Raw genomic sequence first — 26,077 nt, 5'->3', positions numbered from 1 at the left:
CAACAAACAGGCACCAAACACTGACTCCCGCGTACTTCACAACTCGATTCATTCTCTTACCCTTCCTTGAGATAGATTTTCAACCGATTCCATTGGTGACAACATCAATACCGAGTAATTATGACGACGGCCAAATATTCAATGTAAAAATGCCAAAGCCCGTGATGTTACTGGCTTAAAAACAACCAGACAAACCATTCTATAGCAACAGAGAGGCAGTAAAAAGGCTCCACATTGGAGCCTTAAAAGAAAGAAGTAGGATTCATGACAATTCAGCGAGCGATTCAATACTTATTGCATCATGCCGCCAATACTCAATATCGCAATCAATCAGTTCGCCATGTTGGTTGTAATTAATTCGTTCCACCACCATTGCTGGCGTGCCGGAGGTTGCTCGCAACGCTTGTGCGGTTTCACCCATCAACGTACTGGCTGAAATGCGATAACGAGTTTTTTGATATACGACACCAAAGTGCTCACGATAAATATCCGTCAGTGAGTTGGTTAAATCATATTCAAGCAAATTGGGAAACAGTTCTGGTCGCACATAGTTGGTCACATACACCACCGGACGGTCTTCCAAATAACGCACTCTATCAACGCGATATACATCAGAAAACGGTTGTAAATTAAGTAACTTAGCCGCTAGCTTATTGGCAACAATCGCCGTTGCTGTGACCAACTCGGTTTTCGGTACACGGTTTTGCGCCTTAGCCATATTTGGAAAATTCAACGTCTGTGTTGGATCATAGCGCAGCGGTTCAGGCGAAATAAACCAGCCGCGACGATCTTCACGATAAATACGACCTTCTGCCTCAAGTAAGGACAGCGCTTCACGCAGTGTCACGCGCGTGGTACCAAACGAATCGGCTAACTTACGCTCCGCTGGCAGTTTTTGACGTGATGCCAACATACCCGCTTCAATTTGTTCAACAATCGTATCTTTGATTTTTACGTACTGCACGCCATGTCCTTATCGTTTACGCCAAGCTTGTGTGCGATTTTCAAGTAATTTGCCCAACGTCATTTGCACCAGCTTCGCCGTTGCAGCAGCAATCATTATCATCACTGCCATCGCGGCGGCTGCACCTGTCTGCCCAGCATCATCCATATTGAGGATCGAAACTGACGCAGGTATCGTGTCGGTTGAATATAGGAATACTACCGCAGAAGTGGTGGTTAGTGCATTAACAAACAAGTAAGTTGCGATGTCTAAAATCGCTGGCATACATACAGGTAACGTGACTTTAAAGAACAACTTATATTGTGGCAGTTTGACTGAAGCCGCAGTCGCTTCAATTTCCGTTGGTAATTGCTTTAACGCCGTGAGCGCCGTCATATGACCAACGGTGTAATAATGCACCACAGTATTAATGACTAGGAAGGCCATCGTTCCATACAGAACATTAAGCGGGTTATTCGCATCATTGAAATAAAAAATATAGCCCAAACCTAATACCATACCCGGCACCGCCATTGGCACCACACTCACCATCTGCATCACTTGACGAATCGGCGTGAACACACGTCCTTTCTCAATGCAGTAAGCACCGACAAAAATCACCGTAGTACCAATCAACGCAGTACCACCAGCAAGCGTTAATGAATTAAAAAACGGACTCCAACCATAGGTGCTTATCTCAGCGAAGTTGTAGTTATTGAAAGTAAGCACTTTATTCCACGGCCAGAATGTCACCAAAGAGCCATACACCGCCATACCTAATACAACAATCACCGCGACCGAGATCAGCGAACAATAAATCAAACATGCGCTATCACGCAGTTTGTTCGGTTCTGGGACATAGGCCACTGAACGTGTATCAAACATGCTTTTTTGCTTTTTCTGCACCCACCGGTCGGCTGCAAAAGCCAAAATTGCTGGAAACAACAACAGAATACTGGTCACAGCCCCCATTGCGAAGTTTTGCTGCCCTACCACTTGTTTAAAGATATCGGTGGCTAAAACGTTATAGCTACCACCAATCACTTTCGGCACACCAAAGTCGGTGATCACCAACGTAAATACAACAATCAAAGTACTGATTAGGCCATATTTTGCTGCAGGTAGCGTGACGATAAAGAACGTTTTGATTGGTGACGTTTTCAACGCTCTTGCGGCTTCATAAAGCCTTGCATCCGAGGTGCGCAGTGACGTAGTCAAAATCATCAACGCATGGGGAAATGTCCAAAAGATTAACCCAAGGGCGATGCCAATCACCCCATAAACCGAATGCTCACCTAATGCTTGCTTGGCAATACCCTGGTTGCCAAATAAGAAAATCAAACTGATTGCAGGCAGCAGTGAAGGTGCAAGAATTGGCGCGGTTCCGAGGATCTGAAATAAGCCTTTAGCTGGCATACATGAACGCGTGAGTGCATACGCGTAGCCAAAGGCTAACAAGCCAACGACTGCCGTGACCAGAACTCCTACCGCAAAAGTGTTGCCAACTGAAACCCATAACGAGTTAGAGGCAAAATAGTTGGAGAAATTGGCAAAGCCAACAAACTCCCCACTGCTGTTTTGCACACTTTTGGTCAACATTGCCCAAAGTGGCATTAAGATAAACAGCACCATCAAGGTTGATAAACTGATGAGCAATACTGCAATGACCAAGTTGTCACGGCTGATGCGCCCTAGCAGCGACTTCGCTCTGCCTTGAATTGAAAGTGAATTGGTCATCATGGTCGTTACCGTCATTATTATACTTCCGTGTTAAGCCGCTGTAAGTTGCGCTTGGCTAGCACTAAAGAATGCGTGTAGGCCGTCTTCAGCAAATTGAATGTAGCGAATATCCCCCGGCTTAATATTGAGCTTTTGCACGGTTTCCACTGGCACATCAATCACAATCGGTTTACTGCGACTATCATTTTGCAGTGTGCAATCGACGCGAAAAAACGCACCGAGAAACTCAGTCGCTAACACTCTTACAGGTAATGCGGTTGCATAAGTATCCACGAACTTGATGTTTTCTGGGCGAACAGCCAAATCAAACTGATCACCGCGTTTGGCAATATGATTGGTCAAACTCGGCACGGGTAACAAGGATTCTGCAATACGGATTCGAGTGTTGGTCGCAACGGAGGTTTCAATAAAGTTCATGCTGCCAACAAATTCTGCTACAAAGCGGGTGGCAGGTTTTTGGTAGATCTCTTGCGGCGTACCGACTTGCTCAATCACACCATGATTCATCACCACAATACGGTCTGCCATCGACAACGCTTCATCTTGATCGTGAGTTACCATGATGGTGGTGATACCAAGTTTGCGTTGCAACCTACAGATTTCATCACGTAGGTGCACACGTACTTTCGCGTCCAGTGCTGATAGTGGCTCATCCAACAGTAATAATCCTGGTGATAATGCTAATGCACGAGCTAGCGCGACTCGCTGCTGCTGACCACCAGACAACTGGCTTGGGTACTTCTCACCGGAGGTAGGTAAGCCAATGGTTTCTAACCAGTACTCAACTTTCTCTAATGCGTCGCGAGTCGACAATCCCTGATTTTTTAGACCAATGGCAATGTTCTCTTGCACGGTTAGATTTGGAAACAAAGCATAAGATTGAAACACAATGCCAAAATCACGTTTTTCTGGCGGTAAAAAAGTTGTTTCGATTTGGTTTTGGAAAATCGCACCGGATGAAGGTAGATCAAGGCCAGCAATGGCACGTAACAACGTCGTTTTCCGCAACCTGATGGGCCCAGAAAACAAATAAATTCACCCTTTTCAATCGACAGAGAAATCTTTTTGAGCGCAGTAAACTGTCCGAAATGCTTCACTACGTTTTCGATATGCAAATAAGGTTGGTTGGTAGACATAACACTTACTCCAAATGGTATATACCAAATTTAGAATTAGTTTGTTACGCAGCAATGACAGATTTATCGCCATGCGATGACAATTAGATTGCAGTTAACGCTCAAAACGAAAAACAGGAGACATTGGTCTCCTGTTGCTCTAACTATGCACCTAATCAGCTTGAAGTCACTTGAACATAGGTACATTCGTTCTCATTTACTCACATTATGATTGAGGCTCTGATTTGGCATCGAACCTCTCTGACCATTTCGCTAACACTTCAGCACGCTCACTACCCATCTTAGCAAAGTCCATCGGAGCCATATTGGCTTGTACATCAGGGAAGTGAGTCACACTCGCTTTCACCTCTTTATGCCCGACGACAGGATACATTTCTACATAGAGTTCGTTTGCCGATTTAGATATCGACCAATCCACTACCCGTTTTGCCGCTTCAGACTCTTTTACCAAACCGACCGCTTCTGATTCCCAGCCAATCCCTTTTGGTGTGATCACCGAAAGCGGTGCCCCTTGGCTTTTTAGCTTAGCACCACGACTCGCCATGGATATACCGATCGCAACCTCACCCATTCCTGCTTGAACACAAGGTTTCGACCCCGAATGGGTATAGTGAGCAATGTTTTGATCAAGCTTTTGCATAAAGCTCCAGCCTTGATCGTCCCCCATGCTTTGTAGCCATGCGGATAGCTGCATGTAACCTGTTCCCGATGACGCAGGATTTGGCATCGCAATATGGCCTTTGTACACCGGATTGGTTAAATCTTCCCATGAGTTGGGTTTAGGTAGGTTGAGCTGTTTCGCGACAATGTCATTAAAGCATATCGCGTTAAAGTAAGCGTCGTTGCCAAACCACGCTTGATTACTTTGTGGATCGTTAAAGTTAGCATGGAGTTGCTCCAAGCCTGCTGGCGTATATGTCTTTAGTAGCCCTTCCTCTTTAAGCAATGCCATGGAAGAACCAGCCAGTCCCCATACGACCTCGGCTTGAGGATTATTTTTTTCTGCCAGCAACTTTGCCGTCATAATACCGGTTGAGTCGCGCACCCACTTAATTTTGATATCTGGGTTTTCTTTTTCAAACGCATTCTTGTATTTGGCAAGGATGTCGGTTTCAAAAGCGGTGTAAACCGTCACTTCCTGTGCTGCCATTGCGTTTGTTGCCAGCAAAGTAACAAGTGCAGCCAGCGATCCCTTCATTAAACGGTTTTTCATCATCTTCTCCAGTTAAATTGGCTAATCTGACAGCTGATGCAACGCCGTGATTTATTTTGGTCTGCACCAGTTGTTGGAATACACCTTAACCAGCGAGTATGACGAATAGGTGAACAACTAATTTCACTTTAAAGAAGCTTATACGACAATGATTTTACGAACAAAATCTAGATATTGAATACCAAGTGACTTCAAGCAAAGCAGCCTTGTAGCCATTCTGCAAAATCGTTAACGTAGGGCTTATGTGCTGCTCGTAGATACATAAAATGCGCACCTTTGCTTGGCATTTGCCAATCACCAATACGAACCAGCTCCCCTTGCTGCAAATGGTCATTCACTAATAGATCACGCACCACGAGCACACCCAATTGATTCACCGCCGCCTCAATGGCCAGTAACGAGTGCTCAAATTCACCAATAACCCGTGTAGTTTTATCGTGATAACCTTGATAACTAAGCCAAGTCTGCCACGTCTCTTGGTAACCGCTGGTGCAAAGTTTGGGGGCTTGTGCCAACTCTGCCAATGAGTTCACCGCATGGCGACGTAAAAACGCCGGGCTCGCCACGACAATCCAATGCTCTTGAGTTAATTGAATGGCTGAAGGTACGCCAATCGCATTGTTTCCTGAAGACTGGCCATAGCCATTGATTATCTCAATATCAGCAATATCGCTGGTGTTAGGCATAGTACTGGCGGTGGTTGAGACTTTATAGCTGACATTAGGATATTGGCGCTGGAAATCCGCCAACCTTGGCATCAACCATTGCAAACAGAAGCTATGGGCAACATGCAGCACCAACTGTTGCTGGCGCTGACGTGAAAATAGATGCTGGGTAGTACTCGTGAGGCTGGCAAACAGATGGCTAACCACGGGGAGATACTCACGCGCAGCCTGAGTGAGCAACAATTGCGTCCCACTGCGCTCAAACAAAGTGGCATTTAAGTATTGCTCTAGACTTTTTACCTGTTGACTCACAGCCGCTCGAGTCACATTTAACTCTTGAGCGGCTTTAGTAAAACTTTGCAAGCGCGCACTGGCTTCAAAGGCTTTAAGCGCATTTAAGGGGGGCAAATTGTGCATTTTTACTCAAGTAACCTCAAAATGCTTGATTCAGCGAGAATAACTTGAATAGTATGACCAACAAATGACACTTCTATTTCAAAGCGATAAACACGCTCCCTTGGTTTACATCGGTCATTAATAACGCTAACTATAACTTATCCGCCTTTCCTGCTGGCCCCGCCAACTTAGCCAACCATTTATCAATTACTAACGATTTTTGACCGTTATCTTCCGCCTCTTCTTTACGACGCACTGCATTACGCACCATCATCGCTCCCACCCAACGGAATGGCTCAGGCGGGAATGCGCCACGTGGCCCTTGGGCTAAGCCGCATTGGGTCCATGAGTTATTCAACCCCAGTGCCATTGAGGACAAAATTTTACCGCCAATACGTGTTTGGGAAACACCATTCCCTGAGTAACCGAAGCCATAAACAATATTATCTTGCTTGTCTAAGTGACCAAAAAATGGAAAACCCGTAGTTGAGCGATCTGAACCACCGGTCCAACAATCTTCCAATTTGGCTCCTGCAAGTTTAGGAAACAAATTGGCAAACGCTTTGGACAACATTGCCTGATAGCGAGAAGGTTTGTTAAACATCGCATCGACTTGATTGTTAAATGAGAACTGATTGCCACCTTTCCCCAACATTAAACGGCCATCAGGTGTGTCACGATAATAGTGAACAAAAATGCGTGAATCCAGTACGCTTGATCCTGGTAGCCAGCCTGATTGCGCTAGCTTGTCACCTAACGGCTCGGTGATCACCATATCTGACGAGACCACCACAATGGTGTTTTTGAATTGTTTAAAATGTTCCACCATCCAAGCATTCATTGCCAAGACCACTTTACCTGCGTGAATTTTCGCTTGTGGTGTACGCACAATTGCTGGCTGGCCAAATTCCAATTGAGTCATTGGCGTGTTCTCATAGATTTCAACGCCCAACTCCAGTGCCACTTTACGTAATCCTCGCGCCAGCAATGCGGGTTGAACGCTGCCTGCCACGGGCGAATGAAAGCCTTCAATATGCTTCGTTGACCCTGCACTTTGATGTAATTCGCTTGGTTGGCACTCACGCCAACTGTTGACATTCAATCGCTCAAGCTCTTTTAAAATAGGCTGCATACCACCTTTTTGCGCTTGGTTGGTGGCAGTGTAATAGACCCCTTTGAGCGACAACTGAGCATCAATACCATACTGTTGGCAAAACTGGTCAATTTCTAATACTGCTTGTTCCGACTCTTGCACTAACCACGCTGCTTGCTGCTCACCAAAAAGACGCTTTAAGGTCGGAAACTTGGTTGCCCACGTTAGCATGCAGCCACCATTCGCTCCCGATGCGCCGCTTCCACACAATCCTTTATCAATGACGGTGACCCGTGTTTGTGGCGCTTGCTGCTTGATCATGATTGCTGTCCACAGCCCGGTGTAACCTCCGCCAACAATAGCGATATCGGTATCTATGTCTTGTTGAAGTGGTTGAGCAAGTTGCGGCTGCTCTATTTCCAACGCTTGTTTAAACCAAAATGCCGGATGACTCATGGAAAATTCCTTACTCAAATGTTCAAAAGATTGGTTGCTGTATCTCACTAACACTTTACGAACATTGATGACATTTACCGAGCCAGCAAAACTAACGCTCAGGGTTAGATTTACTTACACAGCGTCACCGAACTGTCATCTAAGTACGGATTAGCCCGTTGGATATGAAAGTTTTATGAATTTGGATTGCGAGCTATTTACGCTCGAATTGTCTCACTGATAGAGTAATTGCAATTCTGGTGTATACCAGTTGGTTAATTACGGATAATTGAGATGAAAAACGACTATATCCTGCTCACTCCTGGCCCCCTATCCACTTCTGAAACAGTGCGCCAAGCGATGTTAAAAGACTGGTGTACTTGGGATGACGACTACAACAAAGAGATTGTTGAAGTGATCCGCACCCAACTAGTCACACTCGCAACCAAACACCCGGGTTACACCAGTGTGTTAATGCAAGGCAGTGGCACCGCTTCTGTTGAAGCCACAATCGGCAGTGCGATTGGCCGACACGATAAATTACTCGTAGTGGATAACGGTGCCTACGGTGCGCGTATTGCACAAATTGCTGACTATCTTAACATCGCTTATCACGTCATTTCTCCTGGAGAAACGGACCGACCAGATCTCAGCGAAGTGGCGGAAATATTGGCAAACGATAATACGATTACTCACGTAGCGATTGTCCATTGTGAGACGACAACCGGCATGCTCAACCCAATCGAAGCATTTACCAGGCTTGCTAAACAGCATGGCAAGGTTGTCATTCTCGATGCGATGTCGAGCTTTGGAGGCATTCCAATGGACATCGGTGAGCTAGGTATCGACTTTATGATCAGCTCAGCGAACAAGTGTATTCAAGGCGTGCCGGGATTTGGCTTTGTGATTGCCAAACAAACTGAACTGGAAAAATGTAAAGGTCAGGCACGCTCGCTTAGCTTAGATCTGTATGATCAATGGCACTGCATGCAAACCAACCATGGCAAGTGGCGCTTTACTTCTCCGACACACACCGTACGCGCTTTCCATCAAGCGTTAACCGAACTTGCTCAAGAAGGCGGCATCGATGCACGCCACCAGCGTTACCAAACTAACCAAAAAACACTGGTTGCTGGGATGCGATCGCTGGGCTTTGAACCGCTACTCGATAATGAATTGCACTCACCGATTATCACCTCGTTCCATTCACCCACTCACAGCGGTTACCAATTCAAAGCGTTTTATCAGCTTTTAAAGGAACAAGGCTTTGTGATCTACCCAGGTAAAGTATCAAACGCAGACTGCTTCCGTATCGGTAATATCGGTGAAGTGTACCCAGAAGACATTGAACGCTTGATTGGTGCAGTCGCCAACGCCATGTATTGGCAGCAATAAAGCTAAATCCGATTGGAAAAGAAGCGGACATCAAGAGAAAAATAATGACTCAAGATAGACAACCGACTCATTTTCGTAGTGAAGGTGATATCAACACCACCCCTGCCCGCCAAGCATGGAAAGAGGCGATTGAAGATGCCACGACACAAAACTTATTGCAGCGTGATAGTCAGGTATTCTTACATCAAGCCATGTCTACCCCTTGCTTAGATAGCTTAGAGTCTGCAGACGGTATCTATCTTCAAGATAGTGCTGGTAAACGTTATATGGACTTTCATGGCAACAATGTGCACCAGTTAGGCTACGGCCATCCGCATGTAATACAGCGAGTGCAACAGCAGATGGCAAAACTGCCCTTTTCCCCGAGGCGTTTTACGCATGCCATTGCAATAGAGTGTGCGGAAAAACTGACCCAGATTTGTGGTGGCGAGCTCAATCGTGTTTTATTTGCGCCGGGCGGTACATCAGCTATTGGTATGGCACTCAAATTAGCTCGTCATGTTACAGGGAATTATAAAGTGGTTTCCTTGTGGGATTCATTCCACGGAGCATCACTCGATGCGATTGCCGTTGGAGGCGAAGCCTGTTTTCGTCAGGGCATGGGGCCATTAATGGCGGGCGTCGAGCGCATTCCACCTCCAATTTCCTATCGCGGTGCTTTTCCCAGCACAGATGACAGCGACGTGCATTACGCCGACTATCTAGAATACGTCATTGAAAAAGAAGGGGGCGTTGGGGCATTTATTGCAGAAGCCGTGCGCAACACTGATGTTCAAGTACCAAGCAAAGCGTATTGGCAACGAGTGCGCGAAATTTGTGACAAACACAATGTACTACTCATCATCGACGATATTCCTAACGGCATGGGTCGAAGCGGTGAATGGTTTACCCATCAAGCCTATGGCATCGAACCCGATATTTTGTGTATCGGCAAGGGTTTCGGCGGCGGTCTCGTCCCCATCGCCGCAATGATCACCAAAGACAAGTTCAACACCGCTACGGACATTTCTATGGGGCATTACACCCATGAGAAGAGCCCGATAGGCTGCGCGGCAGCACTTGCCACCATGGAAGTCATCGAGCAGGAAGGGCTGCTCGCCAAAGTAAAAGCAGATAGCCAATTTATGCGCGAAAAGCTTAGTGCCATGCAGGCTAAGTACCCGGTTATTGGTGATGTGCGCGGCATCGGTTTGCTATGGGGCGTTGAGCTCGTCACCAATCAACAAACTAAGCAGCGCGCGTTTGATGAGGCGGAAACTGTCTTATATCAATGCTTAAACAATGGCCTAAGTTTCAAAGTCTCCCAAGGTAATGTGATTCAACTTAGTCCACCTTTGATTATTTCTCGACAACAGCTTAACGACGCGTTAGCCATCTTTGAACAAGCGATCGCTGACGTCTGTCATCAATATCACTATTTATAATGGATTACTAACAATGACTAACAACACTTCACCAATTCAAGCAGTTATCTTTGACTGGGCTGGAACCATCGTCGATTTTGGATCTTTTGCTCCAACCAGTATCTTTGTCGAAGCATTCAAACAAGGGTTTGACTTTGATGTTTCGCTGACAGAAGCTCGCGAACCGATGGGCATCAGCAAGTGGCACCATATTCAAGCCGTGGGTCGTATTCCTTCAGTAAAGGCACGCTGGGCCGCTCAATTTGGCCGCGAAATGACGACTGAGGATATCGACATCATCTACGCCGCCTTTATGCCATTGCAAAAAGCCAAAGTGGCGGATCACGCAGCGCCGATCCTAAACGCTGTGGAGGTGGTCGAGGAGCTCAGAGCCAAAGGCATCAAAATTGGCTCATGCTCTGGCTACCCGCGCGAAGTGATGGATGTACTCATTCCTGTCGCTGCCGATTATGGCTACAAACCCGACTACATCGTCGCCTCAGATGATCTAACACATGGGGCGCGCCCTGCGCCATATATGGCACTGAAAAATGTCATTGAATTGGGCGTGACCAATGTAAACCATTGTGTGAAAGTCGATGACTCTAAACCGGGAATTGAAGAAGGTCACAATGCAGGTATGTGGACTGTTGCGCTATTACTGTCAGGAAATGAAGCGGGTTTAACCTTTGAGCAGTTCCAAAGCGCCGATGAAGAGACACTCAATACGGCTCGCGAACAAGCACGCGAAAAGCTGATCGCAAGCAAACCACACTACCTAATTGATACGATTGCCGATCTGCCACAAGTAATTGCTGAAATTGAACAGCGTATTGCTGCAGGCGAGCGCCCTTAATCTATTGATTATGCGCGCTGTTCAACCAAAGCCAGCATCACAAGTGCTGGCTTTTTCATTGAAGTCGATGAGTTACAAACCGCTTAAATCGATTTCTACAGGTTCACCAAGCCAATACACATACTCTGTATGGTCCAAAATATCATCACCAGTATCAGCATGAACAAGTACACTTAAACCATCACGGTGTTCATCAAGCCACGGGATCAGCGCATCAAAATCCGTACTGGAAAACAAAATTTGGCAGCTCCACTTAGTATGCGGGCCCACTAACTTTTGATGTACACGGCCAATCGTCAAACCGAATTTGTTTGCCACTTGATGGCACAAGTCCGTTGCAAACGCTAAGGTTTGCGCATCAAAATAGACGTGAGCATGGTATTGCTTATGAAGATTTACGGGATATTTATGAGCGGTCACTTTATCTGGCCTTTACTATAATTATTGCTTTATTTTCAGTCTTTAACGTTAGTCTAAACAGTAATGTAAGCAAGCACGAAAATACTTGCAGCGTCACTTAAATCACTGGGACGGCATTATAACGACTTCCTCGATTGAATATAGCCTCATTTAACGCTTTATCATTTGGCATCAATACGTATAATCCCTGCTCATTTTTATGATCAAAGAGCATCTGCATGTCTAAATTGTTTTTCAAAGGCCGAATCGACGCTAGGCAAAACCACGTAATTTCTGGTTACAACGTGAACCGTGATGTTAAAGCTGGGTCTCCAGAAGCGCCTATCACTGTTACTGTATGTTCAGAAGAGCGTAAGACTGAGATTGAACTTATCGTTAACGAAAAAGCAATCGTTGCCAACATCATCGTGGATGCGACTCAAGCAGAAAACACCATCGAACTGGATATCCTGCTAAACAAACCAGCCACAACCGTATTTGAAAAAACGCCAAACCGTAACGATCCATGTAGCTGTGGAAGTGGCAAAAAATACAAAAAGTGCTGCGCATAAGACAATACGTAAACACAAAAATACCGCCATCTATTGGCGGTATTTTATTTATACAGCAAGTCTCGACTCAATAATCAGCGCACGGTTTTTACGATAAAATAGCCAGATATGTAGTTTTCATCATCGTGCTTATAGGTTATCTCAAGTTTGTAGCTCTCATCGGTTACCTGAGATACGCGAAAACTACCTAAACCACTCATATTATTTCCCGGCGGGCTATACATGGTCATTCGCGTGTAATCGCCGAAATTGCCACTTCGACTCTTTGCATTGCCATCATTAAACTTGAACAAATTGATATGTGGAAAGCTCGTTCCCTCAAATTCACCAGGTACGGTATCGGTGCCATACAAAGTGTGCACTGTACTATTTAAAAACGGCACTTCCACCAGCATTGTTGCTCGCCACTCTTTCCCGTCGATTTTCCCTTGCAAAGGCGCGTCATCAAACTCGTAGCAAAATTCTTTATTGGTTTTGGCCTTTCGTAGGGCTTTAAATAGCGCTGCCATAGTTTTCCCATGGTCGACTTTCAAAGTTCCATCAATCTCTGCAATGTAAGTCGTGAACTTAAGATCAGGAAAACAGTAACGACTAAGGCTAACCAAAACGCCTTCATCGATCTCCTTCACCTGAACCGGACGCTCCCCAGTGTATCTTTTTTTGATAACCAACTCGTCGTTTTGATTCTCTGCATGGAGAATAATCGAGTCCAGTTTCTGCGTGTTATTTTCTACTAACGCTTGCCAATATTGGATCGAAAGTTCGAGCTTTGACTCTTGTTCTGAACATCCAATTAGCAGAAGACAAAAGGATAATAATACTGGGTAGTTTTTCACGACACCGTCCTTGGTAATAATGTTGACTTAATTGGATTGATTGATAACGCGCGCTGAGTGCTCACGCTTATAAGTCTCAAGCAGGGAACTAGATATCCATTTCTAATCACAAAAATGAGTGACCATTCAATCAAGCCACCACCGTAACATTTTATTAACCCGTCAACATTTTAAATGCTAATAAATGGATATTATTGCGGCAAATCGCACGTTAATTCGCATCTCACTTTTATTCCCTCTAACGCCCCTTTCCAATAAGCAATCAAAAGTCGAATATCATCTCGATAAGCCGTTCTGTAGACTCTTTACTATTTTCTCGATGGGTTAAATAAGCGACATGAGCATCAGTACTCGCCGATGGAGATAATTGAATGCTCCAAAGGGGCTTAATCTGATTAGGAATCATTGAGTAACGCACATCGATAATACGCAAATTGTTATGAGGATCTTGTGCTAAATAACCCTCTGAGAAACGGTTAAAACGCATGATGTCTTGGCTTTGCTGTGAATCATTTTTAAGCCACGGGAAGTCCCTTTGAAGATCTAACTTAGCAATAGCGCTACCTTGGTAATATTTAGCGGATGTGCCTACTCTAACTGCATCCACATAAAAGTGTTCATTAGTCTCATATACCACTTTCCAAACCAAAATGTTGCCAAAGCTTGGCTTCGCTTGCAGTCTTAATGGTGAATGGTCACGCTCAGCGGCTAATTGCCAACCAGCCTCTTCAGCCCTTTCTCTTTGTACTGCAGCAAGCACCAGATAACCAACAGCCCAAAGCAATGTGATTCGCGCAAAGCAACGATTTCGCTTCAGCATCGCAAACACAAATAAAGCAACGATTGGCAAAGTAAATATAGGGTCAACCACAGACACCATATTCCAAGCAAAACGTTGCTCACTAAATGGCCATAATAGCTGTGTACCATAGGACGTACAGGCATCCAACAGTGCATGAGAGCCAAATCCTAACGCGCAATAAAGCCAACTTTGCTTAAAAGTAAATCCGCGCTTTTTTGCGATCAAAGGGTGTAATACGAGACAGCAAATCAAACTGCCGATAGGAATAAACAATAGCGAATGAGTAAATTGCCGATGGTACTCAAGAAATAGCAGAGGATCACTGGTTGAGCGGATCAGCACATCTAAATCAGGCGACATTGCCGATAGTAGCCCCAATATACCTGCGACTACTATATGCTGTTTTTTACTGACCGACTGTGAAAATGATGCCCCAAGCACACCCTGCGTTAATGGATCCATAATGTCGTCACTCCATGAGGGTAATAGCAATACTTTTTACGAAAATAGGTAGCTGCACCAATGCGATAAATGTATCAACTAGGTCACCATTCTCTGCAAATTTTGGCTCTACATTTTTAGACAAGTCCAAATTTTTCCAATGCAAACCAAACCGTAAGACCAATCAACATGATCACCACCGTTAATAGGTCTTTCTTGGATTTATTGTTTTCCAATTCAGCCGCTTTCAGTAAATCTTTCTCTCTATTTTCATCTTCTAACATTGCTTCATTGGCTTTGTCCGTTAACCATTTAATCTGACTATTCATGGTTTTGATTTCATCTCTAATCTCAGAAAGTATTTTTACTGATTCGTTATCATTCATCTCATTCCCTCAATACCCTATCGCACCATCCATGATGCTAAATGAAGCTTTCTATATTGCTCCTAATTGGCACTATATCGATGTTACTTCACCTTACCTGCTAATACTCTTTTCAGCATTAGTACAGATAAGAACAATAAAAATGTAAACACTGACAAATATATCGAACCCAACAACCAAGAGTGATAACGGTACCAATGTGTTGCCACCACAACAAACGGGGTCTGTAAGTAGTAGCCTGAGAGTAAACCAAATATAGCCAAACTAACGACTATCGCTAAAACCCCTTTTAAAGCGTACTCTCGATTAACATGAGTTACTTTATCTTTAGCTCGCCATGCTAAATAGCCTAAACCTATCCAGCATCCCAAAGACATCACTCCTAATGAGTAGTCAATCCACAACTTCTCGTTACCGTCACTAATGGCAAATTCCACTACGAACGTAATGATTGCCAACAACACGTAGATATTTACCGATCTTGTCATCATCAATACCGGTGTTCTGGTTCTGACATAATAAGATTACTTGAATATAGAATCACCCGGATGATGTATGCCATCATAAATCTTTACTGGCTCCAAATCGTAAGGATTCACACCTTCTAAACACGCTACGTTGATCGCATATTGATGTGGATTGGAGCGCCTTTGATGATGCGTATATATGCCGCAAGTTTTGCAGAAGAAATGCTTAGCTGTCATGGTGTTAAATTGGTATAGAGTCAGATTATCCTCTCCTTTAACAATTTTTAGGTTCTCTAAAAGCACTGATGCGGCAATTGCGCCACGCTTTCGACACATCGAACATGAACAGCGACGAGGATCTTCTAGACCGTTTGGTAACGTAAGTTCTAATTCAACTGCACCGCAGTGACATTTTGCTATGTGTACCCTGTTAATTTTCATACTTCTGCTTCCTTGCTTTCGTATTTCATTTAAACCAATTAGTTTGAGCAAAACACTAACGCAGCCCCCATAGGTAGTGGTGTAAATGGCATCCAGCCTCCCAATGCAATCCTGTTTTATGTTCCTATCTTAGTGACCTCATGAATTTCAATTTTTATGCTATCGAAAGATGCCAAGCATTGCTCATCAATTCTAATGACGCTTTACATAGATTATTAATATGGACGCCAAAGGGCATAAGGGTGAGAACTTGTTTTTCTACAACCACTATATAGCTCCGCGTACAACTGGCGATAAGTGGTTTGTGCGAGGTCCTGAATACCCCATTCGGGTCTCTCACTAAAATAGGCTTTGGCTTGATCGTAGTTATCTCTGTACTTTGGATAGATGACGATCTTTCCCCATTCATAATTTATATCGGTAACATAGACGGTTGAGTAACCAGAAGGCAATTGAAATACCAGCGTCTTATTGCAAGGAGTAAACTTACCTAAATAATTCCCACCTGCGTCAGTCGCTTTTGTCGACGTGATTGCAATCACCGAGCCACGCTTTGCATTCCCAACGATATAGCGTTGATCTTCGGTCAGAGTATATGATGGTTGCGAAAATGATCCTTCTTTAAATCCACCCTCATCGTAACTCCCTATAGATAAGTTAACCTCGTAAGTCGTTAACGGATTACCGATAACAAACCTCACGTGATCCTTTGAAGTTGATGTTTCTGGGTGCTGCATCCGGCTACACTCAAAATAACGGTTAACATCAATAAATTTTTGCTCATTATCCCTCCCTGTACTTAGCTGCACGATAAACCACGCCCTAACCGAATCCGTTCGTTTTTATTGCCGTTTTGAGTAACTTGATTAGTGCGTATCACACTTAAAATAGCGATCATCACAATCCAACATTAAATCCATATACTCTCTTTGAGCGTTAGCGCTCAAGAGATAAATACAACTCCACTTCGCGCTCTTCAACTAACTGACCTGTCGGTATAAAGCCACAACTTGTGTAGAAACCTAAAGGGCTGCCTGAACCTGAAACAACACTGGTGTATAGCCGAGAGATTCTATATTCATCAACCAATGCTGATTTCAATAACTCTATCGCTTTGCGGCCGTAACCTTTTGACTGTTGAGATTGATCTAACATAAGACGCCAAAGCTCAAATTTGCCAGAATCAGTATCTGCGTTTACTAAGATAAAACCAACAGGATTATTATTTAAGTAAACCCCCTTAAACCAAGGGAAAGGCATAAAGTTCGCTTCAGCTAATAAAATAGCATTGCTATCAACATGATTGCGCTGGTTTTGGGCGACGTCTAACTGACAAATTTCATAGAAATTCCGTTGATTTATATTTCTTAATTCGAGGCACATATCCATCGTTCCCTTCAAACCTGTAATGCAAAATATGACCGACAAACCTAGCCAAATCTTATTCAAGACACCTTAGTTTCTATATTTAGCTGACCCGCTAAACCCGCCTCTCTGTGAACGTTTAACGTTTTAAATTCTTGGGATGACGTCATGTCAATAAGCGCTTGCCGTGATGGATATTTAACGATTACGAATGAATCCCAGAGATCTTCGACTTGACCTAAAATGAGCCCTGTAATCTCAGAATAGAAAACGACTTCTGCACCATATTTCTCGAGAACCTTAAGCATGGGGTGACCGTACAAATCATATGCTTCCCTACCCGTTAATGCCGTTTCTCTACCATCGGCATATTCAGCCTTCTCTCGAAACTTAAACAGGTTTAACAAATGAATTTCGCCAGAGTCAGGTGACGATGCCAGCTTTTTAAGCTGACTCTCTGATGGGTAAAGCTGATTTAGAACGTCCATTTTCTCTCCTTCAACATAACTCCCTGTTATCTCAAACCTTAGTTGTCACACCATTGCATTTGGCAAGGCTCTCCATCGTTGTTTCCATCAATTTTTACGTTCGGACAGTTCGCTAAATAAAACTTTGCTTCATTGCATGACGTCATTTGGCTGCAATAAACTTTGCCTTCACATGTAAAGCCCATCTGTTCATATGTAGGAATAGCAGCTAACTTTTCGTAAGCAAAGTAACCTATTGAACCTACGATGAAAAGCAATAAGAATCACAGTAATATCGATGACACTGCACTGCCGTGTTTATGAGGCACAACGCCAACTAAAGAGACAAAATTTGCATTCGCTTTACCGTTGTTCCATTCAAGCTGAAACTCGACGTCGTCACCGATTTTTGGACGTCTGTAGCCTTTTTCAAACTTTGATATATGAACAAAAATATCGCCTTGATGATCACTACATTTAATAAAACCGAAGCCGCGGTCATCAACCCACCGTACAATTGCGCCCTTCATCGTTATCCTTTCCTTTGAGCGATATCACTCCACCAATCTATAGCTAAATGCCACACCGCTGAAGTCTGAATGAATCACGTGATTACTGGAACTCTCGACTGAAGCGACGAATTTTTGTGCGCATGTTTTTCATCGGTGATGATGTATTAAATTGAATCATCCTTCCCAACGTCCATTGCTCATACCACTCAACACCATACAATTCCTGATCGGTTAAGTTTGAAATCAGTAACAGTAACTCGTTAATAGTAGACTCAAGCTCAGCAAGCAGATCATGGTATTTCCATTCACTATATTCTTGGTGGAAGCTTTCTGCGAGTAAACCCAACTGATTCCATTTATAACCGGTTTCAGGGAAATCTACCTGCTGGTTTTGGGACTTTAAATAATGCCACTTAAGAACGAGTTTCCCCCAGCCAAGTAAGTAAGCAACCGTATCACTCACGCTAATGAGCGTTCCTTTAACGTTTCCCTATACCGAGAATGCGAGCTTTGTTACTGGAATTGACCGGTAGTCTGCCATGAGTTTCAAAAATATTGAATTAATGGCCAACTCCAGTTCATCTTTACATCTTGGAATAGAGGACATTTGTCACCGCCTAGCGTTTAACGCTTGCTTAAGTAGTATAAATTGCACCTAGCGATCAATATCTAAGCTATAGCTGATTTTAGGACCATGCTGTTGATTACTTAGATCTATTACATAGCCAGAGTAGTCATCAAAAAATGCGCCTGTAATGATTGTCCACCCGGAGTCGGACTTTTCAATCACTGTCTCAAATTGTTCTGAAAATGAAGAGCTGTTAAATTCATAAAGGCTTTTTACTGCCTCGGCAAAAACAAGCACATTTTGTTTATCTGACAGGTCAAAGTCTGATTTGAGGCAACGACTCATGTCCGGCAAATCTTGTGTCGAGGATGGTTGTTCAAGGCTACTAACCGCATCATCCAATGAATAAAATAGATAGCCACCAAAGCGCATTTCGCCATGTGGTTCTTTAACGACTGGTGTTGCCGAGAAAAACTCACATTGAAACGCAGTTCGAATCGCTAAAGATGAGATAGGTTGAACTTCGACACTCATCCAAGATGCAACTTTTTGTTCAATTTGCTGCTGAGGTGAAGCTAATGCTGACGCACTTAAACCTAACGTAAAAGCGAGAATTGTATTTTTCATAGGTGGTGTCCTTACTGCATATGAAACACCTATTATACACATCCACAAATTATATTGGTCTGAGAATAGGTATGACCACAAACAAGATCTCAGTTCCTTAACTATCAGTTGAGACCCTCAGAAGCTCTTAAACCCGAAGACGAGAGAACAACTTAAAGCACTCTGCATACGAAAAAATGCCACGTGACTACAGTCCTTAATGATTATTTTTACAATAACCGTTAGTTAGCTGCGTTGGAACCAACTTTGGTGAAGCCTAACAGCAGACAAAACTTGTAGCCATTATTCATAATATTAACCAAACGACTCACACCAATTCTTCACCATATCTTCAAACGGTTGCTTAATTGGCAAACCTGAGTCAGCACTTTGATTTATGTAAAGTACATCCTTTGTTTCCCTATACTTCTTCATACCCAGAGCATTGGCCCAGTAGTAAATTCCCCAATTTGGCAAATCCCAATTTGGCGCATACTGATTGTATTCATAGTCCACGTAGTAGAGTACGTTGTGCATGACTACGAAGTTGTCAGGAAAGTAATCAATGTTGAGTTCTGCCTCTTTTAATGCTCGAGCCATTTCAAAAACTTGTTTCACACAAGCATCCGTTAACGAACCCGCAATGACTAACTCAGTAACAAGATCACCTTCAATATATTCTTTTAGTAAATAATTGTGCTCTGCATTTGCTTCAATTAATCGCGGTACTTTGATACCAAGACTCGCTAATTTTTCAAAAGCCTCGACTTCAAGTTCTACTTTATTTGCGTCACCAAACGAATAGTAAGCACACGGTTCATAGTGCATGAATTTGATGACATATTTGCCATCATTACTCTCTGCCAAATAGGAATACCCTGACTTTCCTTTGCCTAAGAATTTTCGGATAACCACTTCGCCTAGTTTCGTAGTAATCCGCTTTCCAATTGCATTTGTAATGTCCATATTTTATCCATTTTGTGTAATGTTCTATTCGTTGAGAAACGCTGCTACTTAACCTTATTTATACTCCCTAAGATACTTGTTATGCGTTTTCCCAACTTAACTCTTGATGCCGCCCTATTCGCTAAACGCAAGCTTTTCAGTTGTTTTTACGCATTGCCGCTTCATCTGGATATACTTCAAATATCCAGTGTCGAAACCCAATACCACACAATAATCCACCTAAGATAGCAATTACGCCACAAAGGTAAGGGAAATATTTCCTGTCTTTACTCACGACTTCGATTTTCATATTCTCAATTGAAATACGATCTTCTTTGATACTATCAGGCAACTCATCTTGAGCTTCAATAATTGAAATTTTCTCCGCAGCTTGAAAACCATATCGTTGTAGGTGTAAGTTTGACTGAGTAAGAAATAGAGGCTAAATACGAAAATTACAGCACCAACAATCGCCATTAACTTATACGGGTTATCGGTTGGGACACTTAAAGATGAATTCATACTCAATATTCTCATTTTATCGCTAGCACATAAGGAATGACATGGATCCTCCCAAGGAAATGCCACACTTAAGTGGTACACATTTGCACCGGGAGCACCATGTCTAACTACTCTTATTCTCAGGATTGATTGAGCTAAAACCACTTCAGCATTCATGTTGTTGAACAACACAGCAAAGTCTTACTTCATCAATCAGTCACTCGCTCTAAACTGCTGACTAAAATAGCAAATATGCTATCTATGCACATAGGCAACAAAGCGTGTAGTGGTGCACATTATTGGATGAGAACATTACGCAAACTCGCAATCGCTCGATAAAAGCTGAATTTTATTTAGACCAAGCCCGCTTGCTTTGATTAGCCACTTCATTGGTGCGCATCCATAACAACGAACAGCAAAGTTGCTTACACCTCGGCTGAGCCTGAAGATAACTGGAAAACAACTGTTTAACCATTTTTTTGAATAGCGCCTGCTGGGGTTAACCGATATGTGTCTAGTGACCCTATGACAAGTCATAGGCAGCGGCGAGACCGTAATAAGAGATCCTCAATATGTGTTTGTCGTAAGCAATGCTTGATGACCGAAATGACAAAGCGAAGTAGATAACTTTGTTGTTCGAAGAGCATTGGCTGCTCACGCAGCCAATAGGATGTTATTGCCTATTGACAGGCAGAAGGCTCATATGTGTTATATGATACCCAAAACTTTGGCAATGATCTCTTAAGATATTGAAAGAATAGTATATAGCTCTTGTTAGAGGGCCACACCCGAGAGCCAAATTCATCTCTATACCTTGCTGTTTGGCAAAGCGCTCGAGGTAAGATTCAGTGTTTTTAACATCATGGTTATATCTGTTCTTACTAAACTTCCAATATGTGTATTTTGCATGAAAGTGATACACATCTGATTGCTTAGTTAAAACTTCAATGTGTCCTCTAGGAAGAGGTTTATTTAAATACCCTTGAGCGGAATATTTTGCAGGGTTAGAAGTGATGTCAATAATCTCACTATTAGGGTCATCAATATTCAGCCTAATCCAAGCATGAAAAAGCATTGGCGTCATCATCCTCAAATGGGTTCATATTAGCTATGTTGTTAAAAACTTCATTTAACTTGCTAAGCACTGGAGTTCCTAACACACCAATTACAACACCAGCTTTGGTGCCTTCTTCTTCACTTCAGGTAGAATAGCAAAGTGAGCAGGTAAACAGTTGTCATCAAGATAGCTCAAGCTAGGTTCACCAAAGCTCACCCAAAGCGGCTGGTTGGACTCTGTGCGTATATAGACCTCATGTAATACTTTGATTGCATGCAGTTTATACTCATCCACAGTTACTTTATCAATTAGGGCATTTTTCTTTGTTCAGATGTTACAGATAGGATGTAGCAATAGTACATGATGTACATTTGGAGCGCACTCCTATCATATAACGAATGACATGGATTCCTCCCGAGGAACTGCCACAATTAAGTGGTACACATTTGCACTGGAGGCACCATGTCTGACTATTCTTATTTTTGCGGGATTGATTTAGCTAAAACCACTTCAGCATTCATGCTGTTGACCAGCATGGCAAAGTTTTACTTCATAAATCAGTCACTGCTCTAAACTGCTGACTACAATAGCAAATATGCCACCTATGCGAATAGGTGTCGAAGCGTGGTGGTGCACATTATTGGGCGAGAACACTACGAAAACTCGGTCACGATGCTCGTATCATGGCGGTGAAATATGTCACACCATATCGAACCAAAGGAAAAATGACCTCAATGATGCAGTCGCTATATGCGAAGCCGTGCAAAGGCCCACTACTCGCTTTGTTCCTATCAAATCCCCGAGCAACAAGCTATCTTATCGGTTCATCGAATGAGAGAGCATTGGTGCGCGAACGGACCGCATTGATGAATCGTATTCGTGCACTACTTTCTGAATTCGGCCTCATCATCCCCGTTGGTCGCGCTTCGTTGATGAGGCTAGTACCTGACATGCTTGAAAACCCTGAGAACGAGCTTCCAACTTAGCACGTGCAACGTTAGCTGATGCATTCGAGCACCTTAAGTCTCTCAACCAGAATATCGATAACACAGAAATCACTTTCGACGCGTTCGCTAAAGTCAGCACAAACGTCCAAAGAATAATGAAAGTACGCGGCATCGGTCCTCAAACCGCAACAGCTCTCCTCGCCTCCATCGGCAATGGCGCTCAATTTGATAAAAGCCTAGATTTCTCTGCTTGGTTAGGTTTGGTTCCTAAACAGTACTCAACTGGCGGAAAACCGAAATTAGGACGCATCACAAAACATGGCGATAAATATCTGCGGACACTGCTTGTCCATGGTGCTCGAACAGTCATCGCTAACTTAGGTGATAAACAAGACCGGTTTAACCAGTGGTGCCGACGCGTTTTAGAGCGAAGAGGATGAATCGTGCGGTGGTCGCGTTGGCAGCGAAAACGCACGAATAATTTGGTCACTGATACACAACCAGACGGAGTATGAGAATTGCTGCTTAAGCTTTCGTTAACTCAAGCAGCGTAAGCGTTTTACCTACCGGGTCATAGCAGACGCAATGGATGGAGATAGGTTAAGACCACGAGCGGAGAGCCTGTTAATGCGGCGGACATATTGAATGTCATCTAACGAATAAGGCACCGCAGTCGCGCAAAGTCATCAGGGTCACGATGCATGCGAATCATCGATAAGTAGACCGAATGTAGAGCGGCAGTCCAAAACCCATCACTGGAAGTTTAGCGGATGTTTGACAACCGGGGAATCCATGTAGCCCTGTTAAGGGTGAGTAACGCAATACCGAAGCCGCCGCATACCACCTTAATCACAAAAACCAACGCATAGTAAAAATGCCACGCGTTGCGAATCCCTCTTGAACAGTTTGTTATATGCGCACCAACGGATATTTCATAGACATACTAAAAGAATTATCACTACTTGAACTACAACTAAAACCCTGCTCTTTATAATAGCCTTCTAAACCGAGCTTTCGCTTTACCATTATTGTTACCTCATCAACGGAATCAAAGCTCTTAGCCACATTTATTGCTTGTTTTATGAGTAACTTTCCGATACCCAAATTTTGATATTCAGGTGCAACAAAGACACTGAGTTCAAGCTCGTTTCGTGCAATCTTATAGGGCTGCGATAGTGCAGCATACCCTGCCAAAGACAAATCTTTGTAATAGAGAACCACAGCAACGTAGTCCCAATAAGCAGTTGTTAGAGGCTCAAACCTATCTAGCACACTGTTCGGAACCATAGAAATTTTACGCCGAATCTCGTTAATCTCAGCTAGTTGTGGTTCCGAAGGAATATCTGTTAATACAGTAATCATTGCAAATTGTCTCTCAAGCATATAACGCTTAGTTATGGGTGGCAAACTTAGTGTGCTAGCCTTGAGCGAAGCGAAAATCAGCACACAGTTTGGCATCCCGCTTAAACTACTTGTTATACATAGTCCGTATTAATCCTCTAGTAATTGTTGGACAAACCTCAAAGGACTAACTAAAACAAATGCCCATACTAAAAGAGAAAAAGCTGTCACCTGAGTATATGGGACTGATATTGCATTGAAATATTGTGGCAGCAAGCCAATAGCACCTAAAGGCATAAAGAATATACCAGTGTACGTTCGAAATTCGCTGATGTAGAACTCAGCAAAAGAAATGAAGATTAAGATCACTGAAGCAAGAGCAATACCAATCATAAAGAGCAGAATATAAATCGCCCAAAACCCCATTTTTGATGCATTAACACTGACACCTCAGAAAATAGCGCACCAATAAATACAGGAATAAAAATTTTCGAAGATAAATCATCAATTGCTTTTGCGTAAATTGTTCCAAAATTCTCCATATACGCCTCCATATGTATAACGCTAAGTTAAGGGGTGACAAACTAGTAGTGCGCTACACTTGAGCGAAGCGAAACAGCGCACAGTTTGGCATCCCGCTTGAACTACTGTTATGTGCGACTTACATGATTCATTCGCCGCGATTCAAATCTGCCGCTTAATTAAAACCATTTTCTCAACGGTCAAACTGTCTTGAATATAATGAACTAAACCACCGAAATCAGTATCCACTAAGATTCCACTAGATAAATATGACCATGCTTTCTTAGGGTACGGCTTAGAGTATTCGTCTGCATCAACATCGACGACTACTACGCCAAAATATTTATCATCAATCTGAACAGAATCGCCTAGCTTGGATTGATTGCCATCGGTGTATTTCATAATTCCTCTGATAATCCGATTCATGGACTCCACTCTATAAGCACATAACGCCTTGTTAAGGTGTGAGGCACGCAATACCGAAGCCTCCGCATAGCACCTTAACCACTAAACCAAACGCATAGTAAAAATGCCACGCGTGCCGAATCACTCTTGAACAATTTGTTAGAATTATCTTTCACCGTTATATGACACTTCAGACTTGTCGATCCCAATGTCTTTGCGCATTGCGTTGGTCAAATTAAGAGCCTTAGACCTAATAACTTCCCAACTAACAGACTTACCGTCAAATACAACAGCTAATAACTGATCATGAATACATCATTGGCATCCATCACTTCTTGCGGCGCTATCATTGCTAGATACCCATAAATCTTTAGGCGCTCTGTTTCGAATTGCTCTGCTTCTGTGCTGTTAGTTGCTGCTTATTTCTAAGAACAATCATTTCTACTTTTGCCAGCATTGTAGCCACCAAGTCAATCGTAGCTCGATAGATCAACAACTTATCATTGTGCTCTCTGAGTTGGGTTTGCTTATAAATTTCGATCTCACTGTTGAGTTTGGCTAAATTTTGCTGGCTCTCTTGATGTAACTCAGTTCTTAGTTTCTCCAGCTCTCGATCATGTTCGGCTTTTCTTTTACCATTAACCGGTTTGCCCAAATTTTCCTAAGTAATTTGACAACCAAGAATAATGGCACCACTTCCGCCAAGAGCAGCAATGATAGTTGCCCCAATTTTTAGATATTCGTCCATAGTTACCCGATAATTTCTAACAGTGTATTAGACTGAACTCTCACTAAGATCCCCAGCCTCAACTGAATTTCTTGTTACTTTACTGAGAACATATCAACATAAACAACAAGTTGCACTAGTACATAGATGTCTTGTGACTATTGGCTCATGATCAAAACGAGAATGGCCATTTATAGAGTTCTTATAAAGAAACTAGATGAAAGGAAAATATACGTTATTTCATACACCTAACGTATCAACTTGGGCAAAACTGAGAATGGAAGGCTTACTAATATCCCAAATGTTCAAGTGGCAGTAGTGTAGTTGAATCTTATGGATTAACCCTTACCCCCTTTTACAGAGCATCAAACATAAAAAACGCCACAGAGACTGTCTGTGGCGTTTTCATATATCCGAAAATTGTTGGCTAAATGGCGCTGTTTTTACTATTCATCGGCTCGAATCACCCATGTTCAAGCAAATCGAACGGCTACC

25 protein-coding genes and 5 pseudogenes are annotated in these 26,077 nt (G+C 43.2%); 6 read left to right on the top strand and 24 right to left on the bottom strand.

All coding sequences use genetic code 11. From position 1 onward, the window contains the following. Positions 1-262 precede the first annotated feature (262 nt). From phnR to Vt282_RS16035, 6 genes and pseudogenes are all read right to left on the bottom strand, one after another. Positions 263-964, bottom strand: coding sequence for a phosphonate utilization transcriptional regulator PhnR (gene phnR, locus Vt282_RS16060; RefSeq protein ID WP_162064037.1), 702 nt, complete (start codon positions 962-964; stop codon positions 263-265). A gap of 9 nt (positions 965-973) precedes the next feature. After that, positions 974-2,698 carry a putative 2-aminoethylphosphonate ABC transporter permease subunit gene (locus tag Vt282_RS16055; RefSeq protein ID WP_162064036.1) on the bottom strand — a complete coding sequence of 575 codons (1,725 nt, stop codon included), beginning with the start codon at positions 2,696-2,698 and terminating at the stop codon, positions 974-976. A 15-nt stretch (positions 2,699-2,713) separates the two neighbouring features. Beyond that, positions 2,714-3,819: pseudogene (locus Vt282_RS16050) on the bottom strand (putative 2-aminoethylphosphonate ABC transporter ATP-binding protein). 205 nt (positions 3,820-4,024) lie between these two features. Then, entirely contained in the window at positions 4,025-5,035 is a 1,011-nt protein-coding gene (locus Vt282_RS16045; protein ID WP_162064035.1) for a putative 2-aminoethylphosphonate ABC transporter substrate-binding protein, read from the bottom strand. A gap of 188 nt (positions 5,036-5,223) precedes the next feature. Continuing rightward, complete coding sequence (locus Vt282_RS16040; protein ID WP_162064034.1) at positions 5,224-6,114, bottom strand: LysR substrate-binding domain-containing protein; 891 nt, start codon at positions 6,112-6,114, stop codon at positions 5,224-5,226. A gap of 130 nt (positions 6,115-6,244) precedes the next feature. After that, positions 6,245-7,642: an FAD-dependent oxidoreductase gene (locus tag Vt282_RS16035; RefSeq protein WP_162064033.1), complete on the bottom strand. Its 1,398-nt coding sequence runs from the start codon at positions 7,640-7,642 to the stop codon at positions 6,245-6,247. A 273-nt stretch (positions 7,643-7,915) separates the two neighbouring features. On the opposite strand from Vt282_RS16035, the gene phnW reads away from it, so the two are divergent. The 3 genes from phnW to phnX are packed head-to-tail and all read left to right on the top strand — an operon-like array spanning position 7,916 to position 11,275. Next, a complete protein-coding gene (gene phnW, locus Vt282_RS16030; protein ID WP_162064032.1) occupies positions 7,916-9,016 on the top strand; it encodes a 2-aminoethylphosphonate--pyruvate transaminase in 1,101 nt (366 codons plus the stop codon). Between the two features lie 44 nt (positions 9,017-9,060). After that, positions 9,061-10,440: an aspartate aminotransferase family protein gene (locus Vt282_RS16025; protein ID WP_162064031.1), complete on the top strand. Its 1,380-nt coding sequence runs from the start codon at positions 9,061-9,063 to the stop codon at positions 10,438-10,440. A gap of 13 nt (positions 10,441-10,453) precedes the next feature. Further along, positions 10,454-11,275 carry a phosphonoacetaldehyde hydrolase gene (phnX, locus tag Vt282_RS16020; RefSeq protein ID WP_162064030.1) on the top strand — a complete coding sequence of 274 codons (822 nt, stop codon included), beginning with the start codon at positions 10,454-10,456 and terminating at the stop codon, positions 11,273-11,275. Positions 11,276-11,347: 72 nt separating this feature from the next. On the opposite strand, the gene Vt282_RS16015 is transcribed toward phnX, so the two are convergent. Next, complete coding sequence (locus tag Vt282_RS16015; protein WP_162064029.1) at positions 11,348-11,695, bottom strand: DOPA 4,5-dioxygenase family protein; 348 nt, start codon at positions 11,693-11,695, stop codon at positions 11,348-11,350. Positions 11,696-11,913: 218 nt separating this feature from the next. Here Vt282_RS16015 and Vt282_RS16010 point away from each other — a divergent pair, with 218 nt between their 5' ends. Beyond that, positions 11,914-12,246, top strand: a complete 333-nt coding sequence (locus Vt282_RS16010) for a PBPRA1643 family SWIM/SEC-C metal-binding motif protein (RefSeq protein ID WP_162064028.1) — start codon at positions 11,914-11,916, stop codon at positions 12,244-12,246. Between the two features lie 74 nt (positions 12,247-12,320). On the opposite strand, the gene Vt282_RS16005 is transcribed toward Vt282_RS16010, so the two are convergent. From Vt282_RS16005 to Vt282_RS15950, 12 genes and pseudogenes are all read right to left on the bottom strand, one after another. Further along, on the bottom strand, positions 12,321-13,082 hold the full coding sequence (locus Vt282_RS16005; RefSeq protein ID WP_162064027.1) for a hypothetical protein: 762 nt from the start codon (positions 13,080-13,082) through the stop codon (positions 12,321-12,323). 262 nt (positions 13,083-13,344) lie between these two features. Next, entirely contained in the window at positions 13,345-14,346 is a 1,002-nt protein-coding gene (locus Vt282_RS16000) for a metal-dependent hydrolase (RefSeq protein WP_162064026.1), read from the bottom strand. A 116-nt stretch (positions 14,347-14,462) separates the two neighbouring features. After that, on the bottom strand, positions 14,463-14,711 hold the full coding sequence (locus Vt282_RS15995) for a hypothetical protein (RefSeq protein ID WP_162048033.1): 249 nt from the start codon (positions 14,709-14,711) through the stop codon (positions 14,463-14,465). Positions 14,712-14,794: 83 nt separating this feature from the next. Further along, positions 14,795-15,202, bottom strand: a complete 408-nt coding sequence (locus tag Vt282_RS15990) for a hypothetical protein (protein ID WP_162064025.1) — start codon at positions 15,200-15,202, stop codon at positions 14,795-14,797. A 33-nt stretch (positions 15,203-15,235) separates the two neighbouring features. Then, positions 15,236-15,619 (bottom strand): GFA family protein, encoded by a 384-nt coding sequence (locus Vt282_RS15985; protein ID WP_162064024.1) that lies wholly within the window; start codon positions 15,617-15,619, stop codon positions 15,236-15,238. A gap of 215 nt (positions 15,620-15,834) precedes the next feature. Further along, positions 15,835-16,428 (bottom strand): hypothetical protein, encoded by a 594-nt coding sequence (locus Vt282_RS15980; protein WP_162064023.1) that lies wholly within the window; start codon positions 16,426-16,428, stop codon positions 15,835-15,837. 127 nt (positions 16,429-16,555) lie between these two features. Continuing rightward, positions 16,556-17,002, bottom strand: coding sequence for a GNAT family N-acetyltransferase (locus Vt282_RS15975; RefSeq protein ID WP_162064022.1), 447 nt, complete (start codon positions 17,000-17,002; stop codon positions 16,556-16,558). A gap of 62 nt (positions 17,003-17,064) precedes the next feature. After that, positions 17,065-17,472 (bottom strand): DUF1330 domain-containing protein, encoded by a 408-nt coding sequence (locus Vt282_RS15970; protein WP_162064021.1) that lies wholly within the window; start codon positions 17,470-17,472, stop codon positions 17,065-17,067. A 38-nt stretch (positions 17,473-17,510) separates the two neighbouring features. Then, a pseudogene (locus tag Vt282_RS15965) lies at positions 17,511-17,981 on the bottom strand (cold shock domain-containing protein). An 82-nt stretch (positions 17,982-18,063) separates the two neighbouring features. Next, positions 18,064-18,570 (bottom strand): annotated as a pseudogene (locus Vt282_RS15960) (ClbS/DfsB family four-helix bundle protein). Positions 18,571-18,618: 48 nt separating this feature from the next. Further along, the gene (locus Vt282_RS15955) at positions 18,619-19,158 is read right to left on the bottom strand and encodes a hypothetical protein (protein ID WP_162064020.1); all 540 of its coding nucleotides are present in this window, start codon (positions 19,156-19,158) and stop codon (positions 18,619-18,621) included. 294 nt (positions 19,159-19,452) lie between these two features. After that, on the bottom strand, positions 19,453-20,103 hold the full coding sequence (locus Vt282_RS15950) for a BUD32 family EKC/KEOPS complex subunit (protein WP_162064019.1): 651 nt from the start codon (positions 20,101-20,103) through the stop codon (positions 19,453-19,455). Between the two features lie 651 nt (positions 20,104-20,754). Here Vt282_RS15950 and Vt282_RS20835 point away from each other — a divergent pair. Continuing rightward, positions 20,755-20,907: pseudogene (locus Vt282_RS20835) on the top strand (IS110 family transposase); the annotation flags it as partial. Between the two features lie 841 nt (positions 20,908-21,748). Here Vt282_RS20835 and Vt282_RS15945 read toward each other — a convergent pair. Beyond that, entirely contained in the window at positions 21,749-21,934 is a 186-nt protein-coding gene (locus tag Vt282_RS15945; protein ID WP_162064018.1) for a hypothetical protein, read from the bottom strand. Between the two features lie 168 nt (positions 21,935-22,102). Here Vt282_RS15945 and Vt282_RS15940 point away from each other — a divergent pair. Next, a pseudogene (locus tag Vt282_RS15940) lies at positions 22,103-23,127 on the top strand (IS110 family RNA-guided transposase). Between the two features lie 369 nt (positions 23,128-23,496). On the opposite strand, the gene Vt282_RS15930 reads toward Vt282_RS15940, so the two are convergent. The 4 genes from Vt282_RS15930 to Vt282_RS15910 form a co-directional block, all read right to left on the bottom strand. Then, a complete protein-coding gene (locus Vt282_RS15930) occupies positions 23,497-23,949 on the bottom strand; it encodes a GNAT family N-acetyltransferase (protein ID WP_162064017.1) in 453 nt (150 codons plus the stop codon). 129 nt (positions 23,950-24,078) lie between these two features. Beyond that, a complete protein-coding gene (locus Vt282_RS15925) occupies positions 24,079-24,354 on the bottom strand; it encodes a hypothetical protein (RefSeq protein ID WP_232055282.1) in 276 nt (91 codons plus the stop codon). A gap of 258 nt (positions 24,355-24,612) precedes the next feature. Beyond that, the gene (locus Vt282_RS15920) at positions 24,613-24,852 is read right to left on the bottom strand and encodes a hypothetical protein (protein ID WP_162048023.1); all 240 of its coding nucleotides are present in this window, start codon (positions 24,850-24,852) and stop codon (positions 24,613-24,615) included. Positions 24,853-25,225: 373 nt separating this feature from the next. Beyond that, complete coding sequence (locus Vt282_RS15910) at positions 25,226-25,510, bottom strand: hypothetical protein (RefSeq protein WP_162064016.1); 285 nt, start codon at positions 25,508-25,510, stop codon at positions 25,226-25,228. Positions 25,511-26,077: the final 567 nt, after the last annotated feature.

It is taken from the genome of Vibrio taketomensis (genome assembly GCF_009938165.1).
In the GTDB taxonomy this organism is placed as follows: domain Bacteria; phylum Pseudomonadota; class Gammaproteobacteria; order Enterobacterales; family Vibrionaceae; genus Vibrio; species Vibrio taketomensis.
The sequence above is the reverse complement of the archived record's forward strand: the minus strand, read 5'-3'. Positions and strand labels throughout refer to the sequence as shown.